Below are 17,294 nucleotides of genomic sequence, written 5' to 3'. Positions count from 1 at the left end.
CTCTTCGGGCGGTTGAAATGCCGCGCCGCTCCCTATAGACCGGCTGCGACCAGAGGGAATCTGCGGGTACCAGTTCTTCCGCCGTACCCCTCGTCGCCTGTTGGGGCGTAGCCAAGCGGTAAGGCAGCGGATTTTGATTCCGCCATTCGGAGGTTCGATCCCTCCCGCCCCAGCCAGCACTTAGGCTGTTGAGTTCGCTATCTAACCGGCTCCGTTGGAAATGAAACGTCCAATGCTCGGTCCAGAATCGAACTAGGCGGCGTCGTGCATCACATCGACCATATTGGCTTATCTCCGTGGCTTTCATCCGCAACATATACCGCGGGGAGGCCACGCCGACAGGTCCGTGATGCGCTCATCGTAGAATAGCGCATTATGGCGCACAAATCGGACAACCTGTCGTGTCCACAGTGATGGTGTGGCTCGGTGAAGCAAGATCGCCAGCGCACATTCAGTACCAAGTGCCGTACCGAGTTCAAAAAGCAGCTCGGACAAGCGAGTGATCGCGTGTCCGAGCAATCGTTTGGTGGCCGCGGCGTTACGCAGAGTAGTTCAATGAAAGGTTTCCTCATCAGCAGGCGTGCGGGATTGCCACGACACTGGCACTGCCGAATCGCGCCGGTGATCGGGGTGAGTTCTACAAATTTGTGACTACCCGACGAAAACGCCCGGATCATTTCGGTGATCATCGTAGAAGGCCACTTTCGAATCTGCCGAACAGGAGCGCCAATAACGAGGGGCTCCAGATCTGCCTACTTAAAGAGACGTTCCTGCCAATATTTGATAAACTAACTTCTATACAAGGCATTGCGTCGGGCTCGTTATGACAATTATAATAGGCAAATGTGCTCGAAATCGGAGAGATGAGTATTATAGGCTGCAATATGGACCTTATCGAACTCGGTGAGCGTGTTAAGGCGGCCCGTAAATCCAAGGGATGGTCGCAGACCAAGCTGGCGCAAACTGCGGGCATCAGTCGCGCACGCCTGGAGGCGCTTGAGAATGCACGCCTTGCGGAAATGGGCATCAAAAATCTGCTTCGTATCTTGAATGCGTTGGATCTCGACCTGAGGTTGACGCAGCTTAATCGCGGTCGCCCGACACTTGAGGATCTGGCAGCAGAGGAGGCTCGCTAATGCTCCGGGTCTGGACAGATCAGCAGTCCGCTGGACATTTGGACCGCCATGGACCGCGAGGGACAGCTTTCGTCTACGAGCCGAAAGTGGCAGCCGAACGTGCAGTCTCGATCACGATGCCAGTGCGGACGGCATCTTGGAATATGCAACACAGTCTTGCGCCGATATTCGACATGAATCTCCCGGAGGGGGCGCTCCGGGCGTACCTTGTGCGCAGTTTTGCCAAGGCGACCGGAACGTTTGATGATTTCGATTTGCTGGCGGTTGTTGGACGAAGCCAGATCGGGCGCATCCGTTACTCTGATCTCGATGCCGAGCTAAATGAGGACGTTCCATTCCAATCCATCGACGAGATCCTCAGTGCAAAGCGCGGTGGCGAGCTGTTCGCCTATCTTCTTGAGAAGTTCGCGGTCCATTCAGGGCTTTCGGGCATCCAGCCGAAGGTAATGATCCGCGCTGTCGAGGACGCGGGAACAGGTGCAGGTGATCGCCAATCCCAGAGCTTCCGCGGCGCTACGCACATCGTAAAGTTCTGGGACCCGAACGAATATCCCGAACTGGCTGCCAACGAATATTTCTGCCTGTCGGCCGCAAGGGCCGTGGGATTGACCGTTCCGGATTTCCAGCTCTCAGACAACGGTACCGCCATCGTTTTGAAGCGTTTCGATCTGCGGCTTGATGGCACTTATCTGGGCTACGAGGACTTTTGCGTCCTCAACGGTGTACCCACTACCGAGAAATATAACGGTGGCTACGAAACACGCTTATTCAAGCGCGCCCGCGATTTCATTGATCCGGCCGGACAGCGCAACGCGCTAGAGGATATGTTCAAGCTGTTCGTCCTCAATTGCGCTCTTCGCAATGGTGACGCACATCTGAAGAACTTCGGCGTCATCTATGAAGATGTCACTGGTCCCGCACGTCTTGCGCCGGTGTTTGATCTCGTCAGCACGGTGCCCTATTTGCCGAAGGACGGCATGGCGCTTACATTGAATGGCTCGACCAAATGGCCAGACCGCAAAGCGTTGGTGCGTCTTGGTCAAACCCGCTGCGATCTCTCCCTGCCGGCGATCAACAAGGTCATTGAGCAAGCTGCTGATGTTCTGGCGAAGTTGGCACCGGAGATGACGAAGTATTTCGGCGAGAATTCTGCTCATCGCGAGATCGGAGATAGACTTCTGGCGGCTTGGCAGACGGGCATTCGCGAGAGTCTTGGCTTTTCGAGTGTCGCACTCGGATAGCAAGACGCTTTGCAACGTCGGCGCAGATGCGGCACCGTCTCAGGGCATATGCCTGAAAGTGCTGTTTTCATTTGGAAACGGCAGCCAAGCTATTGAAACTACTAACAGCCCATTTTTCGCATTTCTTCCAAACGCACATTGAAATCATTGAATAATCAAACTGATTTTGATTCCGCCATTCGGAGGTTCGATCCCTCCCGCCCCAGCCAGCTGATATTGCTCGTCAAATCGCCTTCTCCGTTGCTTTATTTGGAAATGGCGCAGTCCACTGCCTGTTGAAGAGCGATCGGGCAGCCATGGCGGCACGGTGAGGCCGTTGGCGATTGATGATCAACTCGGCGTTCGCAGCTTGCCGCTGTCTGATGACGGGCCGCCTGAGGCTTGCCGTTCCTTCGCTTCGTAATATTCAGCTGAGAATTTGATGGACCATCGCGCGAAGAACGAACGCAATTCCTGAGTGGGCTTCTCGACGCCGAGATGTTCTGCGACATGCGCCTCGCGCAACCACCTCACCGCCGATGTGAGGCCGGCGGTGCGCTCGAGCCTCTCAATCGCCGCGGTCCCGGCGATCTCTGCCTGCCGATAGCGAAGGCCGACTTTTCGGATCACATATACGCGCTTGATGATTTCGCAGCCCTTGAAGACGATCTGAACGAGTGGATGTTTTTTGGCCTGCGGCCAGGCTGCCGGATAGACCGGTAGCACCAAAAGCTTGCTCTTCGCGATGACCGTTGCGAGCGGATGCAACAGTTGCATCCAGGCTGGCAAGGACGTGACTTTGGCAAGCAATACCGCGTGCATCGCCGTTGCAGCCCCGAAAGAGATCGGTAGCCAAAGTACCGCGCACAGGATCACGAGCAATGCGGTGTTCGGCGTGAGGTGCCGGCATCTTCTGAACACCCATGCCATGCCGCCTTCAAAGGCATCATGGACAGCTTGTTCGAACGCCCGATAGCTGATCTTCCGCCGGAGCCACAACCAGTGCCGGCGAATCGATCTGCTCCATTGTCGACGCTTCGCCTCGGACAGGGGAAGCAAGCGCACCGCGCCGTCTATGACGGTGACGATGACATCGCCGAGAACCTTGGCCACGAAGAGCGGAAGCCAGACAATCTGCATTGCCAAAGGGAAGGCGTAGTCAAGCATCCGCATCAAGATCGAAAGAACGAAACGCAGGATCTTGTTTGCAGCGAGCGTGACAACAACAAGTGGGACGATAATCACATCGTCGAGGGCACCGCGGAAGCGGCTTTCCTCGGTCCATGCCGGGTGACGACCATGGGTCACAATGCAACGTCCGGGCTGAGTGCCTGCTCAAACTAGCATATTGCAAGCTCAAGAGGGGGCTTTGCTCAAGCACAGGCCAGTTCGCATGACCCGCGTTAACCCTGTCTCTGATCTTGTCCCGTAGCCGCGCCGGCTGGTTCACTTCTGCCGCCAAGCCGCCTCATTGGATGTCTGCAATTGGTCTTCGATTTCGGGAGCTTATTTTCGGCAGGCTTTGAACGAGGTTCTCGTTCGGAAAGCGTGAAATCAGATGAAAGCGGCTCTCATCCTCGTTGGCTTCGGTACGCTCGCGGTGATGGAGTTTGAGACATCGCCGCGCATGACGAAGCCTGTGAACGAGCCGCCCGTTCAGGCGACCGTCGGGTTGCGCGCCTCACGCGATACGCTGACGACGGCAGACCGGCTCGAAACCCCGCACATGCAATTTGAAGCGCCTCCGCAGCCGGTCTCCTCGAGCGAACCGATGCCTCCGCCGGATCAAACAGCGACTGTTGCGCAAGAGCCTTTGAAGATCATCGAGCCACACCAGCGCTCCGCAAGCAGGAGAAAATCCGCGGTCATGCTGCCCAGACCTCGGCCCGGGCAGGGAACGTCCAAGGCAATTGCGAATGCCAAGCGCGCCAAACCAGTCGCTGAGGTCAAGCCCTGCCGGTCCGGTGTATTCGATGGCCTGTTCAAAGCATTGAACCTGTCAACGGGATGTCAGAGCTAGCCCGAAGATTCCTCTGCATCGGCGATATCGTTTTCCGCCACGCCGGATTCACGCGGCCACGGTATCAATCGAGCGGCGTATCACCTGGCGCACCTCCGCATTCGACAGGAACAAGTCGTGATTGATAACGCCCCAGCCTGCCTCGGAAGCATCGACCACGCGCACCCCGAGCCCTTCGATGGCGGTCTTCTCGGCAGCGCCGACCCGTGTCATCCCACCAGCGATTTGCCCCGACAACGCCAGCGCGCGGTCGTTCGTTGCGGCGATGACGGTGATCTTGCGCGAAAGCGGACCGATGCGGTTGATCGACGACGAGAACACGTCCATGTCGATGTCCGGCGCGGCGAACACCACGGCCCCGATCTTACCCGCAACGGTGTCACCATATCGCGCATAGAGCTGGCGCAGGCTTTCGAGCGTCAGCATGGTTCCCATGCTGTGTGCGACGATGTGGACGCGACCGGCGCTCGAGGTCGTAACGACAGACCCTAGCACGCGTTCGAAGCCATCGCGGGACCACATTGCGCTGTCGCGGTCATAGGCGTAGTCGAACAGTCCAGCCTTCGAGGGCCAGGAGAATACCATCGTCTGGCCGCGGAACCTGATGCCATCGGAGAGATGCGCGGCATCGAGCGCCGCTGTCTCGAATGTCTGTTTGAAGCCGTGCACGTAGATCAGGAGGTCTGGTCCGCCGCCGGCCTGCGCGACAAGACTGCTGACCTCGCCCGATACCGGCTCGATCCCATCAAGACGCCAATCGCCAAGTCCGGCTGCAGCCAGAGAGAAACGGCTGTCACCAGGCGGCACAAGCTTCGCTCGCGCGACGGTCATCGTAGAAGCCCGCTCTGGCCCGAACCACGGCTTCGCCCGGCCGCCGTTCACTGGCTTGCGCGTGGTTGCGACGAGCAACGTAGGGTCCACCGAGAGCGACGAAGCGTCGTAGCGTGCGCCGGTCGCACCCATGCTGGCGCATCCGCCCAGCGCGACAACGCAGGCTGAGGACGCAAGCCCGCCAAGGAGTGCACGGCGGGACGCAATGACTTCGTGTTGCACTAAACGTCGAACGATCACGCAGAACCTTCAGGAACTGCCCCCTGGGAGGAGCCCGCCCCCTGCGCGTTCCTGAATGATGATGGCGGCGAGAAAAGGGCGGGGCGCCCCACGCCGCTTGTTCCAAATGCGGATTGAAATAGTTGAACAATCAAACAGATTTTGATTCCGCCATTCGGAGGTTCGATCCCTCCCGCCCCAGCCAGATTGCCTGCCTCCCTGAAATTGCTGTTGCTGTGATGCGCGAATCTTCCAATCTGGAAGAGGGAGGAGCCTCCTTGCTCGTTCGCATGACCGACGAGCTCTCTTCGTTCGACGCTTGACACTGCCGGACGAAAAGAACAGAAGTCGAACATGACCGTCCATCACCCAGGGGCGGGCGGTGTCTCCGCCGCCCGTGCAAATCTGACCAGACCGGGATTCCGCGCCGCGTCGAGGGCGAAGCACGGATGACGCTGCCTGTCCTGCCGGTCTACTACTACCACGACCATTTCACGGAGATGCTGAGCTTCGTTTGCGAGACCTACGGTCCGGTGCTGACCGAGGGGCATCACGCGTTCGTCGCGCGCTTCTCGTCGCTGTCCAAAGACGCCCAGTGCCTGTTCATCAGGATGGTCAACCGGAACGGCACGGTCTTCAATCCCTCCACGTTCAAGTACACGGAGATCGCCGACCTCATCGGCGCGTTGGGAGAGCTTGCGGCCGCCGGTTATGTCCGAGCCCTGATCGAAAAGGATTACGCTGCGTTCGTGGCATGCCTCGCAAAGCCGGTGCTGTTCGACGGTGCAAAGGCGGCCGGCATGAGCGATGTCCGGGCCTCGTGGCCCAAGGGCAAGCTGATGGAATATTGTCTCGCCAATCTGTCGTTCGGCACTGCTTTCCAGCACTGTGGTGGTGAGGCCTTCATCGCGCTCGGTGACACCGAGCCGCTGGAGTTTCTGCTCTATCTCTACTTCGGCAAGACGGAGGACAACCTCAAGAATTTCGCGCTGCGCGACCTCGGCATCTTGCGCACGAACGACCAGGCGGATTTCAGCGCCCGGTTTGCCGACGCGGATGAGGCGAGGGCCTGCTTCCACTACGCCCGCCTGCTGCGCCACCTCGAGACCAAATCGGACGAGGTGTATCGCAATTCCGTTGCCGAAATTCTCGGCGGTCCTGTCTGCCCCACGGACTACGCCATCGATCTGCGGAGCCGCGCGGCACACAAGGCGGGTCTTCATTTCGAGAAGAAGGGCGAAGCCGAGCTTGCGATCGGGCTCTACCGTGCCGGCTCCTCGGCCGATTGTCACGAACGCCTCGCCCGTCTGCTTTATGCGGAAGGCGACAAGGAGGCCTCTGAGGAACTGCTGCGTCGCATGATCGACGATCCCGCCAGCGACGACGAATTCGTCTTCGCGAGCGATTTCTATGCCCGGAAATTCGATGGGCGCAGGACGGGACTCTGCACCGAACTGCTGCGGGCGGGGCGAACGCTCCTGGTTGACGACAGCTGGCGCGGTAATCCGGAGGCCGGCATTGCGGGCGTCTTGCGCCGGCAAGGCCTTGAGGTCTTCTATGCCGAAAACACGCTCTGGCATTGCCTGTTCGGATTGCTGTTCTGGGACGAGCTGTTCGAATCCGGACAGCTGCACAGCGGTTTCGATTGGATGCCGCACTGCCTGAAGGACCGAACCTTTGCGCGATTGTTCTCTCCTCAGATCGAAATGAGGCTGGAGGCCGTCGCGTCGAACGCTGCGCTCCCCCAGATCCTGCGGACCGTCGCCGCGAAATGGGGGAAGCCGAACGGCGTGTTCGCCTGGGACCATGTCGACATGGACGCTCTCCGCGCACTGCTTGCAGGCGCGCGTGCGACCGGCCTCGCCGCGATTCTCCGCCTGATGTGTGAGGACTATCGCGCGATGCGCGATGGTTTCCCCGATCTCATGCTCGTTGCGAACGGCGCCGTCTCGTTCATGGAGGTGAAGGCCGAGGGCGACGTCATCCGGCGCAACCAGCTGACGCGGCTTCGCCAGCTCGGCAACGCCGGCATTCCATCGGAGATCGGCCGCGCCGATTTCCGTTTCGATCCGGATCAGGATTACGTCGTCGTGGACATCGAGACCACCGGCGGCTGGACCGGTGGGGATCGCATCACCGAGATCGGCGCCGTCAGGATCCGCAATCATGAGGTCGTGGCGGAGTGGCATTCGCTGCTCAATCCCCAGAGGTCGATTCCGGCCAAGATCGTCGCGTTGACCGGCATCACCAACGAGATGGTGCGGAACGCGCCGTTATTCGTGGAAGTCGCGGACAGCTTCATGCAGTTCATGGGCGACGGCGTTTTCGTCGCCCACAACGTCAATTTCGATTATGGTTTCATCGCCGGGGAATACGAGCGCCTCGAACGCCGTTTCCGCTTTCCGAAACTCTGCACTTGCGCGGGCATGCGCCGGCACTACCCCGGTCACAAGTCCTACGGGCTGGGCAAGCTCACCCGTGCCTACAATATCGAACTGAAAGACCACCACCGCGCTCTATGCGACGCCCGCGCGGCCGCGCACCTGCTCAATTTGATCAACGCGAAGCGCGATGAGGCTGGGAGCGGGGCAGAAGAGATTGCGGCCTGATCCCGGTCGGTGCGAAAAATGACCTCAGGGGGTCGGATCAAATTCCGAAGGTCAGTTGCGGCTCCGCATCGTCTCCGAGCTGGAGGGACGACAGCGATACACCCAGCAGCCTGATCCGTTTGGGCAGCGGCATCTCGACTTCGAGCAGACCGCAGGCGAGGCGCTCCAACTCGTCCCGGCCTGCGACAGGCGCGAGGAGAGATCTGCTGCGCGTGATGATCTCGAAGTCGGCAAACTTGATCTTCAAGGTGACGGTGCGGCCCCGGCTGCCGGTCGTCTCGCAATGGCGCCAGACCTTGTCGACAAGGGGGCGAAGCTCGACGACCAGCGCGTCGAAATCGGCGAGATCGGTCGCGAACGTGGTCTCCGCGCCGATCGACTTGCGGATCCGGTTGGCCCGCACCGGCCGCTCGTCGACGCCGCGTGAGATCCAATAGTAATAGGCGCCCGACTTGCCGAAGTTCGCGTTCATGAACTCCAGTGTCTGGTTGCGGATGTCGAGACCGGTAAACAGGCCGAGTGCATTCATCTTCGCAGCCGTCGCCGGTCCGATTCCGTGGAACTTGCCGACGGGCAGCGTCTCCACGAAGGCGGGTCCCATCTCGGGGGAGATCACGAACTGACCGTTGGGCTTGCGGTGATCGGAGGCGAGCTTGGCCAGGAACTTGTTGTAGGAAATGCCCGCCGAAGCGTTGAGACCGGTCTCGGCCTTGATCTTCTCGCGAATCCTAAGCGCGACGTCGCGCGCGAGCGGGATGCCTTGGAGGTTCTCCGTCACGTCGAGGTAGGCCTCGTCGAGGGACAAGGGCTCGATGATCTCCGTGTGCTCGGCAAAAATCTCGCGGATCTGCCGGCTGATCGCCTTGTAGACCTCGAAGCGCGGCTTCACGAAGATCAGGTCGGGACATTGCCGCTTCGCGGTGACCGATGCCATGGCGGACCGAACACCGAATTTGCGCGCTTCATAGCTCGCCGCGGCGACCACGCCGCGCTCGGCCGAACCGCCGACAGCGACGGGTTTGCCGCGCAGTTCCGGATTGTCGCGCTGTTCCACCGACGCGTAGAAGGCATCCATGTCGATATGGATGATCTTGCGAACGCGCGTTGCGTCGCCTTCCACGGTGTCGGATTCTCTCATGCGCGGATGATACAATCGGGCCGTGAGAATCGCGAGGTCTGGTGTTTGAACCGAGGCGGCGGGGCGCCCCCGCCGTGTCACGCTGTTGCGCGCGTCCTATCCCTCATATTGATCCGGGCCCATCGCCCACGACGCCTGATCATGGCTATACGCGTAGTTGCGGTTGTTGACCGCGGGATTGCGATTGACCATCGGCCGCATGAACATCGGATGCGTTGCGCTGCGCACCTCGTGCTCCACCGTGAAGAGATGCTTGCCGCTGTCGAGCTCGACGATGTCGCAGAAGCGATACTGGTACTGGTTGTCCTCGCGCGAGATCAGGTCGCGCGCGAGCAGCTTGCGGTAGGGGCCGGAGAAATCGGCGATGTACATCTGCACATGGTGCCCGTCGTAGTCAGGCTGCGCCCGATCGGTCTCGCGGAACAGCAGATGCTGATCGCGGCCGGTCTTCACTGCGGCAACCCTGCCGTCGTCGTTGTACAAGCTGGCCGGCATGCCCATGATCTCCGGATAGAACGCGCAGATGGCTTGCGCCGATCCGGCCGGCACCTCGAATTCGACATAGGGGATACCGAGCGTGATGCGCCCGAAGCGCGCCGCGTCCGGCTCATGGACGCGGATGCGGTTCCCCCACGGGCAGGTCGCTTCGACATAGTCGCTATGCTCGGCGTATGCGAAGGCGGTGCCTTCGAGCTTCTTGGCAACCGACGCCAGTCGCGCCAGCAGCGCCTCGCGGCCTTCGATGACGAGCCCGGTATGGCCGCGCAGCACCTGCGCCTTGCCATCAGGCAGATGAAACTGGCTCCTTCCGGCATTGATCCACATGTTGGTGTCGGACACCATTAGATAGGGATCGCGGGTCAGCCCAAGGCCGGTGACGTAGAACAGCGTGGCAAGGCGCTGGTCCGGAACCTGGATGTTGACGTGCTCGAAATGAATGGCGTTGCCGAGATCTTCTGCGGATCGATCGAATTGTTGCGGCATGGATGTGCGCTTCTCGCTGGAGGGACGGACGGGTCCATACTAGAGCAGAATTTCCGCCAGCCGAAACGGTTGGCCGATCACATCTTGAGGGCAGCATCTTGAGGACAGGGCACCGGGTGCGCTGCACCTTGCCGTGGCAAGCATTCCCTGTAATCTGACCGGAACGTAAGAGGGAAAGAAGAGGTCGATGGGGGGAGTTCTGGAAGGCGTGCGCGTCCTCGATTTCGGGCGCTATATCGCGGGGCCGTATTGCGCGACATTGTTGGCCGAGTTCGGTGCCGAGGTCATTCGCGTCGAAAAGCGCGACGGCAGCGAGGATCGCTTCGTGGCGCCGGTTGGCGAAGGCGGCGAGGGCGCGCTGTTCCTTCAGGTCAACCGCAACAAGAAGTGCATCACGCTCGATCCGATGACGCCGGAGGGGCAGGAGGTGATGCGCCGGCTGGTGGCGACCGCAGACGTCGTCGTCGCCAATCTGCCGCCGCAAACGCTCCGCGCGATGAAGCTCGACTACGACTCACTCAAGGCGATCAAGCCCGACATCATCCTGACGACGGCCACCGCGTTTGGCGGGCCGGGGCCGTGGTCCGACCGCGTCGGCTTCGACGGCGTTGGTCAGGTCATGTCGGGCTCGGTCTACATGACCGGCGCCGGCAATCCGCCCTATCGCGCAGCAGTCAACTGGGTCGATTTCGGCACCGCTCTGCACTGCGCGTTCGGGACGCTCGCCGCCCTGATCGAGCGCGGCAAATCCGGGCGCGGGCAGATCGTCGAGGGCGCATTGCTTGCGACCGCGCTGTCTTTCACCAATGCGACGCTGATCGAGCAGGCCGTCATCAACGTCAATCGCGTCCCGACCGGCAATCTCGGCCAGACTGCGGCGCCCGCCGACATCTACCGCACCAGGGATGGCTGGGTGCTGTGCCAGGTCACCGGCCATCCGCTGTTCAAGCGCTGGGCCAGGCTGATGGGCGAGGAGGAGCAGTGGCTGAACGATCCGCGCTTTGCCGATGACATCAGCCGCGGCAACAATGGCCCCATCATCAGCGAGCGGATGGCACGCTGGTGCGCCGAGCGTACCACGCAGGAGGCGGTCGACACCCTCGGCAAGGCGATGATTCCGACCGGGCCCGTTTTGAGCCCGCAGCAGGCGCTGGATCATCCGCACATTCGCGCCGCCGGCTTTTTGCAGGACATCGACTATCCCGGCTTGCCGAAACAGGCACCGGTTGCGCGTGCCGCTATCCGGCTGTCGGAAACGCCCGGTGAGATCGCCGCACGTCCGCCGACGCTCGGCGAGCATACCGATACGGTGCTGGCGGAACTCGGCTACGACAATGCCGCGATTGCAGCGCTTCGGCAGAGCGGCATCATCTAGCGGATCCTCCCTGAAATCGTGATCGATTCTCCTGGCTTAGCGTCGCCGCTTGGCTCCGAGCAATCGTGGGCCCGCGCCTTCGCGGGCCTTGTCGATCATCTTCGGAAGAGCTTTCGGGATCTGCTGCTCGGCATAGTAGATGTCCTGCAGGCCATGGATCAGCAGGCATTCCATCGTCTTCTCTTACAGATAAAGGGATGGAACACCGGCGGCCGCTTGCCGTTCATATTCTCGGGCCGGACAGGGAGTATCGACATGGCCGAAGACCGCTTTGCCGAATTGCTGGGCCGGGCCGCCATGGATGTGTGGGGCGATATGCCGCGCGACGTCCAGGAGGCACTGTTCGAGACGGCGATGAAGGGCCATGCCTCCGATCGCGAAGCCCTTGCGCGACTGTTGCACGACCGGCACCCGCGGACCGCGCATCCCGCCAAGCCGGGCTGATGCAGGCGGCGAGCGTTGGCGTTTCAGGTGCCCGCTGAGTGTCGAATATGGAGCTGATGGAAGCCGAGTCTGTCGCCGAGCTTCCCCGCGGGACGCAATGGCAATACGAGCCCAAATGGGATGGATTCCGCTGCCTGCTGATTCGTGACGGCGGACGAGTCCGGATGCAGTCGAAGGGTGGCCGCGATCTCGCGCGCTATTTCCCTGAGATCGCCTGCGCAGCATCTGCGCTATCCGCGCGCTCGTTCATCCTCGATGGGGAGCTGATCATTGAGCTCGACGACGGATATTCATTCGACGCCCTGCTTCAGCGCATCCACCCGGCGGCCAGCCGCGTGAAGCGACTGGCCGAGGAGACGCCGGCCAGTTTCATGGCTTTCGACCTCCTGCGATCGGCGGACAGGGACCTCGCGGCGCTTCCACTCGACAGGCGGCGCTCCGCACTCGAGCAATTCGCCCGGCGCTATTTCAAGGGCCACCGCGTGTTCGCGCTGTCGCCGGCGAGCCGCAGCCACGCCGGCGCGAAGAAATGGCTGCAATCGGTCAAAGACGGCCACGACGGCGTCGTCGCAAAACGTCTCGACCTCGCCTACCGCAGCGGTGCGCGAGACGGAATGCAGAAGATCAAGCTGATGCGATCGGCCGATTGTGTGGTCGGCGGCTTCAGGTATGGCGAGAAGAAGCAGGGCGGCCGAAAGGTGATTGGCTCGCTGCTCCTCGGACTGTACGACGAATCCGGACTTCTGCACCATGTCGGCTTCACATCGGGCATCAAAACGGCCGACAGGCCAGGCCTGACCGAAAAATTCGAGAGCATCGCAAGCGAAAGCAGCTTCACCGGCAAGGCGCCTGGCGGTCCGAGCCGATGGTCGACGAAGCGATCCGCCGAGTGGCAGGCGGTGCGCCCCTGTCATGTCGTCGAGGTCTCCTATGACCACGTCTCCGGTGGCCGGTTTCGCCATGGCACGAAGATCGTACGCTGGCGCCCCGACAAGAAGCCCTCGCAATGCCGCATGAATGAGCTTGCGCGGCGATCAACGAACGGTGGAGGACGATGAGGGACAGGGCTTCAGAGGTCGCTCCGGTCAGGGATGGCGTTCACCTCTGCGTCGACATGCAGAACATCTTTGCGCCCGGCGGTCTCTGGGAAACGCCATGGATGGAGAAGGTGTTGCCGACGATCGTCTCGATCGTTTCGCGCCATCAGGCCAGGACCATCTTCTCGCGCTTCATCACGCCGCAGGATCCTGAAGATCGTCCCGGACAGTGGCAGGACTATTTTCGACGCTGGCAACAGGCAGCCCGCCAGCACCTCGCCGCATCCGCTCTCGAGCTGGTGCCGGCGCTCGCGCGCTACGTTCCTCCGGGCCGCATCGTCGACAAGCCGGCCTATTCCGCATTCAGCAATCCGAACCTTGCTGGCCTGCTGATGGAAAAGAGCGTCCGCACGGTGGTGATCACCGGTGCAGAGACGGATGTCTGCGTCCTCTCGACGGTGCTGAGCGCCGTCGATCTCGGCTTCAGAGTCGTGATCGTGGAGGACGCGCTATGCAGTTCGTCCGACGTCGGCCACGACGCGCTCATGACGATGTACCGCACCCGATTCCACGGTCAGGTCGATCTCGCGACCGCGGAGGAGCTGACGGAGTTTTGGCAAGAATAGAGGGCCGATGACGCGGTGCCTGGCACGATGGGGTTGCACCGCGCGGCTGCACACGCCGGGAATAGTTGATGTCAGCGCACCGACAAGTTGACGTCGTGGGCAGAAACCGGAAAAACCAGTACCACGTTGATCGTGTCCGTCGCGTCCGGTTGTCACCGGGCGGTGCCTTGATCAACGTCGCATGGGCGGTTTGGCACCGAGATATGAGATCTGGACACGTGCGTTTGCACGGCAAATCCCATATGCATGACGGCGCACAGCCGAATCGCGATGGATCCGGCTCGCCTTTTGACGCCTGTATACGACCAGAAACGGATTAACGTGCGGCATTCCAGAAAAGCGCGGCCAGCAACCAGGAACTCGTCAGTCAAGAGTTCGCCAAAGAAGCGCTTGCCGGCGAAGATCTCGACAAGCAGACGCGCGCCAAGCAAGAGTTCTCCGAAGACGGGCAAGGGTTCGCAGCGCGCCACGATCGCGTCATCATCGCCGCTGGGCATGATGGCGCTGCATTTGCTTGCGCAGTGGAAAGAGTCCGGCCGTAGCGGTCTCGTGTTCCTCGCCGAGAGCGAGAACAGGGCGGAGCGGCTCGGCAGCATCATTCATGCGCTCGACCCGTCCTGCGACGTGCTGGTGTTTCCGCGCCTGAACACCCTGCCGTTCGATCAATTGGAACCATCGCGCGAGATCGCCGGCCGTCGCGCCTCCGTGCTGCGGCGCCTGGCAAAATCCAAGCAACCGATCTTTCTGGTCTCGACGGCGGAAGCCGTGATGGAGCGCTTGCCGCCGCCGGCGAGCCTGTTGCGCCTGAACACGGGGTTGAAGGTCGGCGGCAATTTCTCCGAGAACGAGCTTCGCGTCCGTCTCGAAGAGCTGGGCTATGATCTCGACGACGAGCCGGATTATCCGGGAGGCGCCCTGTTTCACGGCCAGACTTTCGAGATATTTCCCGCAGGCGCGCTGGGTCCGTTCCGGGTGGAGCATTCCGGGCGCGCGATCCGCCGGATCGTGGCGTTCGATCCGCAAGAGCACAACATCATCTTCGAGACCAGGGAGCTTCTCGTCGATCCCATGTCGGAGCGGCTCGCCNNCGCCGGCGCGCGGGCCAGGCGCGCGACGCTGTTCGACTATTGCGGCAAGGCCAAGTGGATCGCGGATGCCGGCGTGTCGGTGCATGCCGATGCCTGGCTGAGCACGATCGAGGAGGCCGCGGGCCGCGCGGACAGGGAGCGCGAATATCTGGGGCGCGCCGATTGGAAGCAGGCGACCCGCGGCATGAAAGTGCTGCCGCGTAGCGCTCCGTTCCAGCCGACGCCGGAATTCTCCAAGCTGACATCGTCAAGGAAGGCCCTCCGCGCCTTCGTCGAGGACATCAGGCGCGGCGGTTCGCGCCTGATCTTCGTTGCGGCGCAGGAGGAAGATCTGCGCGCAATGGAGCGGATGAGCGGCGTGCGCGCGGAACGCGTCGCGGATTGGGAGGAGGCCGGGAGCGTGCGCCATCGCGACGTGGCGCTGCTGGCCGATCTCGACGCCGGCTTCGTCATTCCAGGCAAAAAGCCTGCGGTCGTGCTGACGGCGAGTGATGTGCTCGGCAGCCGTGCGCATCATCCGCAACCGATGGCGCGAAGCTGGAGCGCCGCCTTCGATCATGCCGACGTGCCGGAGCAGGGCACGGTGGTCGTGCACCTTCAGCGCGGCCTCGCGGTGCTCGATGGCCTGCAGACCGTGAACACGGGCGGCGGCGCAATGCGCGAGATGGTCCGGCTGTCCTTCGCCGGCGACAACGCGGTCCTGGTGCCGCCGCCCGATCTGGCGCAGATGTGGCCTTACTCGACGGAGCGCGGCAAGCTGGCGCTCGACAAGGCGGATGGCAGCACGTGGTGGGCCCGCCGCACCGGGGCCGAGCAGGAGATCCAGCTCGCCGGCAAGGTGCTTGCCAAGCACATCAGTCAGCGCCGCCGGCGCAAGGCGGCAAAGCTGGTTCCACCGGGATCGGCCTACGAGAAATTCGTGGCGCGCTTTCCCTATTTCACGACGATCGACCAGGCCAAGGCCATTCACGACGTGCTGGACGATCTCGCATCCGGTCATCCCATGGACCGCGTGATCTGCGGCGACGTCGGGTTCGGCAAGACCGAGGTGGCGCTGCGCGCGGCGGCCGCCGTGGTGCTCTCGGGAAAGCAGGTGGCGATCGCGGTGCCGACGACTGTATTGGCCCGCCAACACGTCGCGACCTTCCGCAAGCGTTTTGCGCCGTTCGACATCGAGGTCGGAAGCCTGTCGCGCGCCACTTCAGCTGCGGAGACGCGGGAGACCAAGGAGGGCTTGCGCAGCGGCCGGACCAAGGTCGTGGTCGGAACACAGGCGCTCAGCTCAAAGGACGTAAAATTCGACGATCTCGGCCTCGTCATCATCGACGAGGAGCAGCATTTTGGCGCGGCCGAGAAGGCAAAGCTGTCCGGGCTCGCCAAGAATGTCCATACGCTCTGGATGAGCGCTACACCGATCCCGCGCACGCTTGCCGCGGGTCTTGCCGGCTTCAGGGATCTGAGCCTCATCGCGTCGCCCCCGGTGCATCGGCTTCCAGTCGCGACCAAGATCGCGCCACTGTCGGATGCGGCCATCGCCTCAGCCTTGCTGCGCGAGCAGCGGCGGCACGGACAAAGCTTTCTGATCTGCCCGCGCATCCAGGAGCTGGCGCCCATGCTGGCGCGTGTGCAGGCGGTGGCGCCCGATCTCAAGATCGTCTGTCTGCATGGCAAATTGCCGGCTGACGAGATCGACGAGCGGATGATGACCTTTGTCGAAGGCAGGGCCGACGTGCTGCTTGCCACCAACATTGTCGAGAGCGGTCTCGACATCCCGCGCGCCAACACCATCGTGGTGTGCTGGCCCGAAAATTTCGGTCTCGCCCAGTTGCACCAGTTGCGCGGGCGCGTCGGCCGCGGCGGCATCCGGGCCTTCGCATCCCTGTTGACCGAGTCGGCCTCGGGGCAGTCCGAGAAGCGGCTCGCCGTGCTGGAGGAGTTCAGCCGGCCGGGCGCCGGCTTTGCCATCAGCGAGCGCGACCTCGATCTCCGTGGCGCGGGCGATTTGTTCTCGGAGCAGCAATCCGGCCACGTCCAGGTCTTCGGCCCGGTGCTCTATAGTCATCTGCTCAAGATGGCCTCGGAGAAGGTCGACGACGGCATGTCCGTGGCGTGGGTGCCCGATCTCAATTTGCCCGTCGCGGACATGTTGCCCGCGAGCTATGTGCAATCCGCCCCCGTGCGGCTTGAGCTCTATGCCCGTGCCGCACGCTGCGCCAGCGAGGACGATCTCGACGATCTCGAGGAGGAAACGTCGCGCCGCTTCGGACCATTGCCGTCGGGGGCCCGCGACTTTTTCGCGGCGGCGAGACTGAGGCTCGCTTGCAAGCGCAGAGGCATCATCCGCCTTGACGTCGGGACGGAGGCGGTGGCTGCGACATTCCTGCCGGGACGGTTGCGGAAATCCAAGGGGAAATCCAAGCGGAAATCCACGGACCGGTCGCTGCAACGTGATGGCGATCGCGTCGTCTACCACAGCGAGACGCGGGATGCTCCGTTCGACAGGGTCGAAGAGGTGTTCGATCTTCTGGACGAGGCGTGACGGCGATGCCGGACACGCGCCGCGCATA

General features: G+C 61.9%; 15 protein-coding genes, 1 tRNA gene and 1 pseudogene. 11 read left to right on the top strand and 6 right to left on the bottom strand.

Going from position 1 to position 17,294, the window contains the following annotated elements:
• Nucleotides 1-101: 101 nt before the first annotated feature.
• The 3 genes from YUA_RS0101305 to YUA_RS0101295 all read left to right on the top strand — a co-directional run bounded on the left by YUA_RS0101305 (nucleotide 102) and on the right by YUA_RS0101295 (nucleotide 2,377).
• Nucleotides 102-176, top strand: a tRNA-Gln gene (locus YUA_RS0101305).
• 708 nt (nucleotides 177-884) lie between these two features.
• Entirely contained in the window at nucleotides 885-1,136 is a 252-nt protein-coding gene (locus YUA_RS0101300) for a helix-turn-helix domain-containing protein (protein ID WP_027529011.1), read from the top strand.
• Entirely contained in the window at nucleotides 1,136-2,377 is a 1,242-nt protein-coding gene (locus tag YUA_RS0101295) for a type II toxin-antitoxin system HipA family toxin (protein ID WP_027529010.1), read from the top strand. Before YUA_RS0101300 ends, YUA_RS0101295 begins: the two co-directional genes overlap by 1 nt.
• Nucleotides 2,378-2,707: 330 nt before the next feature.
• Here YUA_RS0101295 and YUA_RS0101290 read toward each other — a convergent pair whose 3' ends face one another.
• A complete protein-coding gene (locus YUA_RS0101290) occupies nucleotides 2,708-3,664 on the bottom strand; it encodes a hypothetical protein (RefSeq protein WP_027529009.1) in 957 nt (318 codons plus the stop codon).
• A gap of 250 nt (nucleotides 3,665-3,914) precedes the next feature.
• Here YUA_RS0101290 and YUA_RS0101285 point away from each other — a divergent pair, with 250 nt between their 5' ends.
• Nucleotides 3,915-4,376: a hypothetical protein gene (locus tag YUA_RS0101285; protein ID WP_027529008.1), complete on the top strand. Its 462-nt coding sequence runs from the start codon at nucleotides 3,915-3,917 to the stop codon at nucleotides 4,374-4,376.
• 48 nt (nucleotides 4,377-4,424) lie between these two features.
• Here YUA_RS0101285 and YUA_RS0101280 read toward each other — a convergent pair whose 3' ends face one another.
• Nucleotides 4,425-5,447, bottom strand: a complete 1,023-nt coding sequence (locus YUA_RS0101280) for an alpha/beta hydrolase (RefSeq protein ID WP_051383074.1) — start codon at nucleotides 5,445-5,447, stop codon at nucleotides 4,425-4,427.
• 122 nt (nucleotides 5,448-5,569) lie between these two features.
• Here YUA_RS0101280 and YUA_RS49730 point away from each other — a divergent pair, with 122 nt between their 5' ends.
• Both YUA_RS49730 and YUA_RS0101270 read left to right on the top strand, forming a co-directional pair.
• Nucleotides 5,570-5,749, top strand: coding sequence for a hypothetical protein (locus tag YUA_RS49730; RefSeq protein ID WP_156947030.1), 180 nt, complete (start codon nucleotides 5,570-5,572; stop codon nucleotides 5,747-5,749).
• A 126-nt stretch (nucleotides 5,750-5,875) separates the two neighbouring features.
• Nucleotides 5,876-8,035, top strand: a complete 2,160-nt coding sequence (locus tag YUA_RS0101270) for an exonuclease domain-containing protein (protein ID WP_027529006.1) — start codon at nucleotides 5,876-5,878, stop codon at nucleotides 8,033-8,035.
• Nucleotides 8,036-8,072: 37 nt separating this feature from the next.
• Here YUA_RS0101270 and dinB read toward each other — a convergent pair whose 3' ends face one another.
• Entirely contained in the window at nucleotides 8,073-9,173 is a 1,101-nt protein-coding gene (gene dinB / locus YUA_RS0101265; protein ID WP_027529005.1) for a DNA polymerase IV, read from the bottom strand.
• 96 nt (nucleotides 9,174-9,269) lie between these two features.
• The gene (locus YUA_RS0101260; protein WP_027529004.1) at nucleotides 9,270-10,157 is read right to left on the bottom strand and encodes a VOC family protein; all 888 of its coding nucleotides are present in this window, start codon (nucleotides 10,155-10,157) and stop codon (nucleotides 9,270-9,272) included.
• A 187-nt stretch (nucleotides 10,158-10,344) separates the two neighbouring features.
• Between YUA_RS0101260 and YUA_RS0101255 the strand changes: the two genes are divergently transcribed.
• Nucleotides 10,345-11,532, top strand: a complete 1,188-nt coding sequence (locus YUA_RS0101255; protein ID WP_027529003.1) for a CaiB/BaiF CoA-transferase family protein — start codon at nucleotides 10,345-10,347, stop codon at nucleotides 11,530-11,532.
• Nucleotides 11,533-11,616: 84 nt separating this feature from the next.
• On the opposite strand, the pseudogene YUA_RS47620 reads toward YUA_RS0101255, so the two are convergent.
• Nucleotides 11,617-11,706, bottom strand: a pseudogene (locus YUA_RS47620) (DUF892 family protein); the annotation flags it as partial.
• An 81-nt stretch (nucleotides 11,707-11,787) separates the two neighbouring features.
• Here YUA_RS47620 and YUA_RS0101245 point away from each other — a divergent pair.
• Genes YUA_RS0101245 through YUA_RS0101235 form a run of 3 tightly spaced genes read left to right on the top strand, consistent with a single transcriptional unit; the run spans nucleotide 11,788 to nucleotide 13,639 of the window.
• On the top strand, nucleotides 11,788-11,976 hold the full coding sequence (locus YUA_RS0101245; RefSeq protein ID WP_027529002.1) for a hypothetical protein: 189 nt from the start codon (nucleotides 11,788-11,790) through the stop codon (nucleotides 11,974-11,976).
• A 56-nt stretch (nucleotides 11,977-12,032) separates the two neighbouring features.
• Nucleotides 12,033-13,034 (top strand): ATP-dependent DNA ligase, encoded by a 1,002-nt coding sequence (locus tag YUA_RS0101240; protein WP_027529001.1) that lies wholly within the window; start codon nucleotides 12,033-12,035, stop codon nucleotides 13,032-13,034.
• Nucleotides 13,031-13,639, top strand: coding sequence for a cysteine hydrolase family protein (locus tag YUA_RS0101235; RefSeq protein WP_027529000.1), 609 nt, complete (start codon nucleotides 13,031-13,033; stop codon nucleotides 13,637-13,639). Before YUA_RS0101240 ends, YUA_RS0101235 begins: the two co-directional genes overlap by 4 nt.
• Nucleotides 13,640-13,791: 152 nt before the next feature.
• Here YUA_RS0101235 and YUA_RS50840 read toward each other — a convergent pair whose 3' ends face one another.
• Nucleotides 13,792-14,136: a hypothetical protein gene (locus tag YUA_RS50840; protein WP_027528999.1), complete on the bottom strand. Its 345-nt coding sequence runs from the start codon at nucleotides 14,134-14,136 to the stop codon at nucleotides 13,792-13,794.
• Here YUA_RS50840 and YUA_RS0101225 point away from each other — a divergent pair.
• Nucleotides 14,135-17,266 (top strand): DEAD/DEAH box helicase, encoded by a 3,132-nt coding sequence (locus YUA_RS0101225; protein WP_027528998.1) that lies wholly within the window; start codon nucleotides 14,135-14,137, stop codon nucleotides 17,264-17,266. The genes YUA_RS50840 and YUA_RS0101225 overlap by 2 nt on opposite strands.
• Nucleotides 17,267-17,294: the final 28 nt, after the last annotated feature.

The sequence above is a fragment of the Bradyrhizobium sp. WSM3983 genome (assembly GCF_000473045.1).
Classification (GTDB): domain Bacteria; phylum Pseudomonadota; class Alphaproteobacteria; order Rhizobiales; family Xanthobacteraceae; genus Bradyrhizobium.
This window is presented reverse-complemented; position numbering and strand designations above follow the sequence as displayed.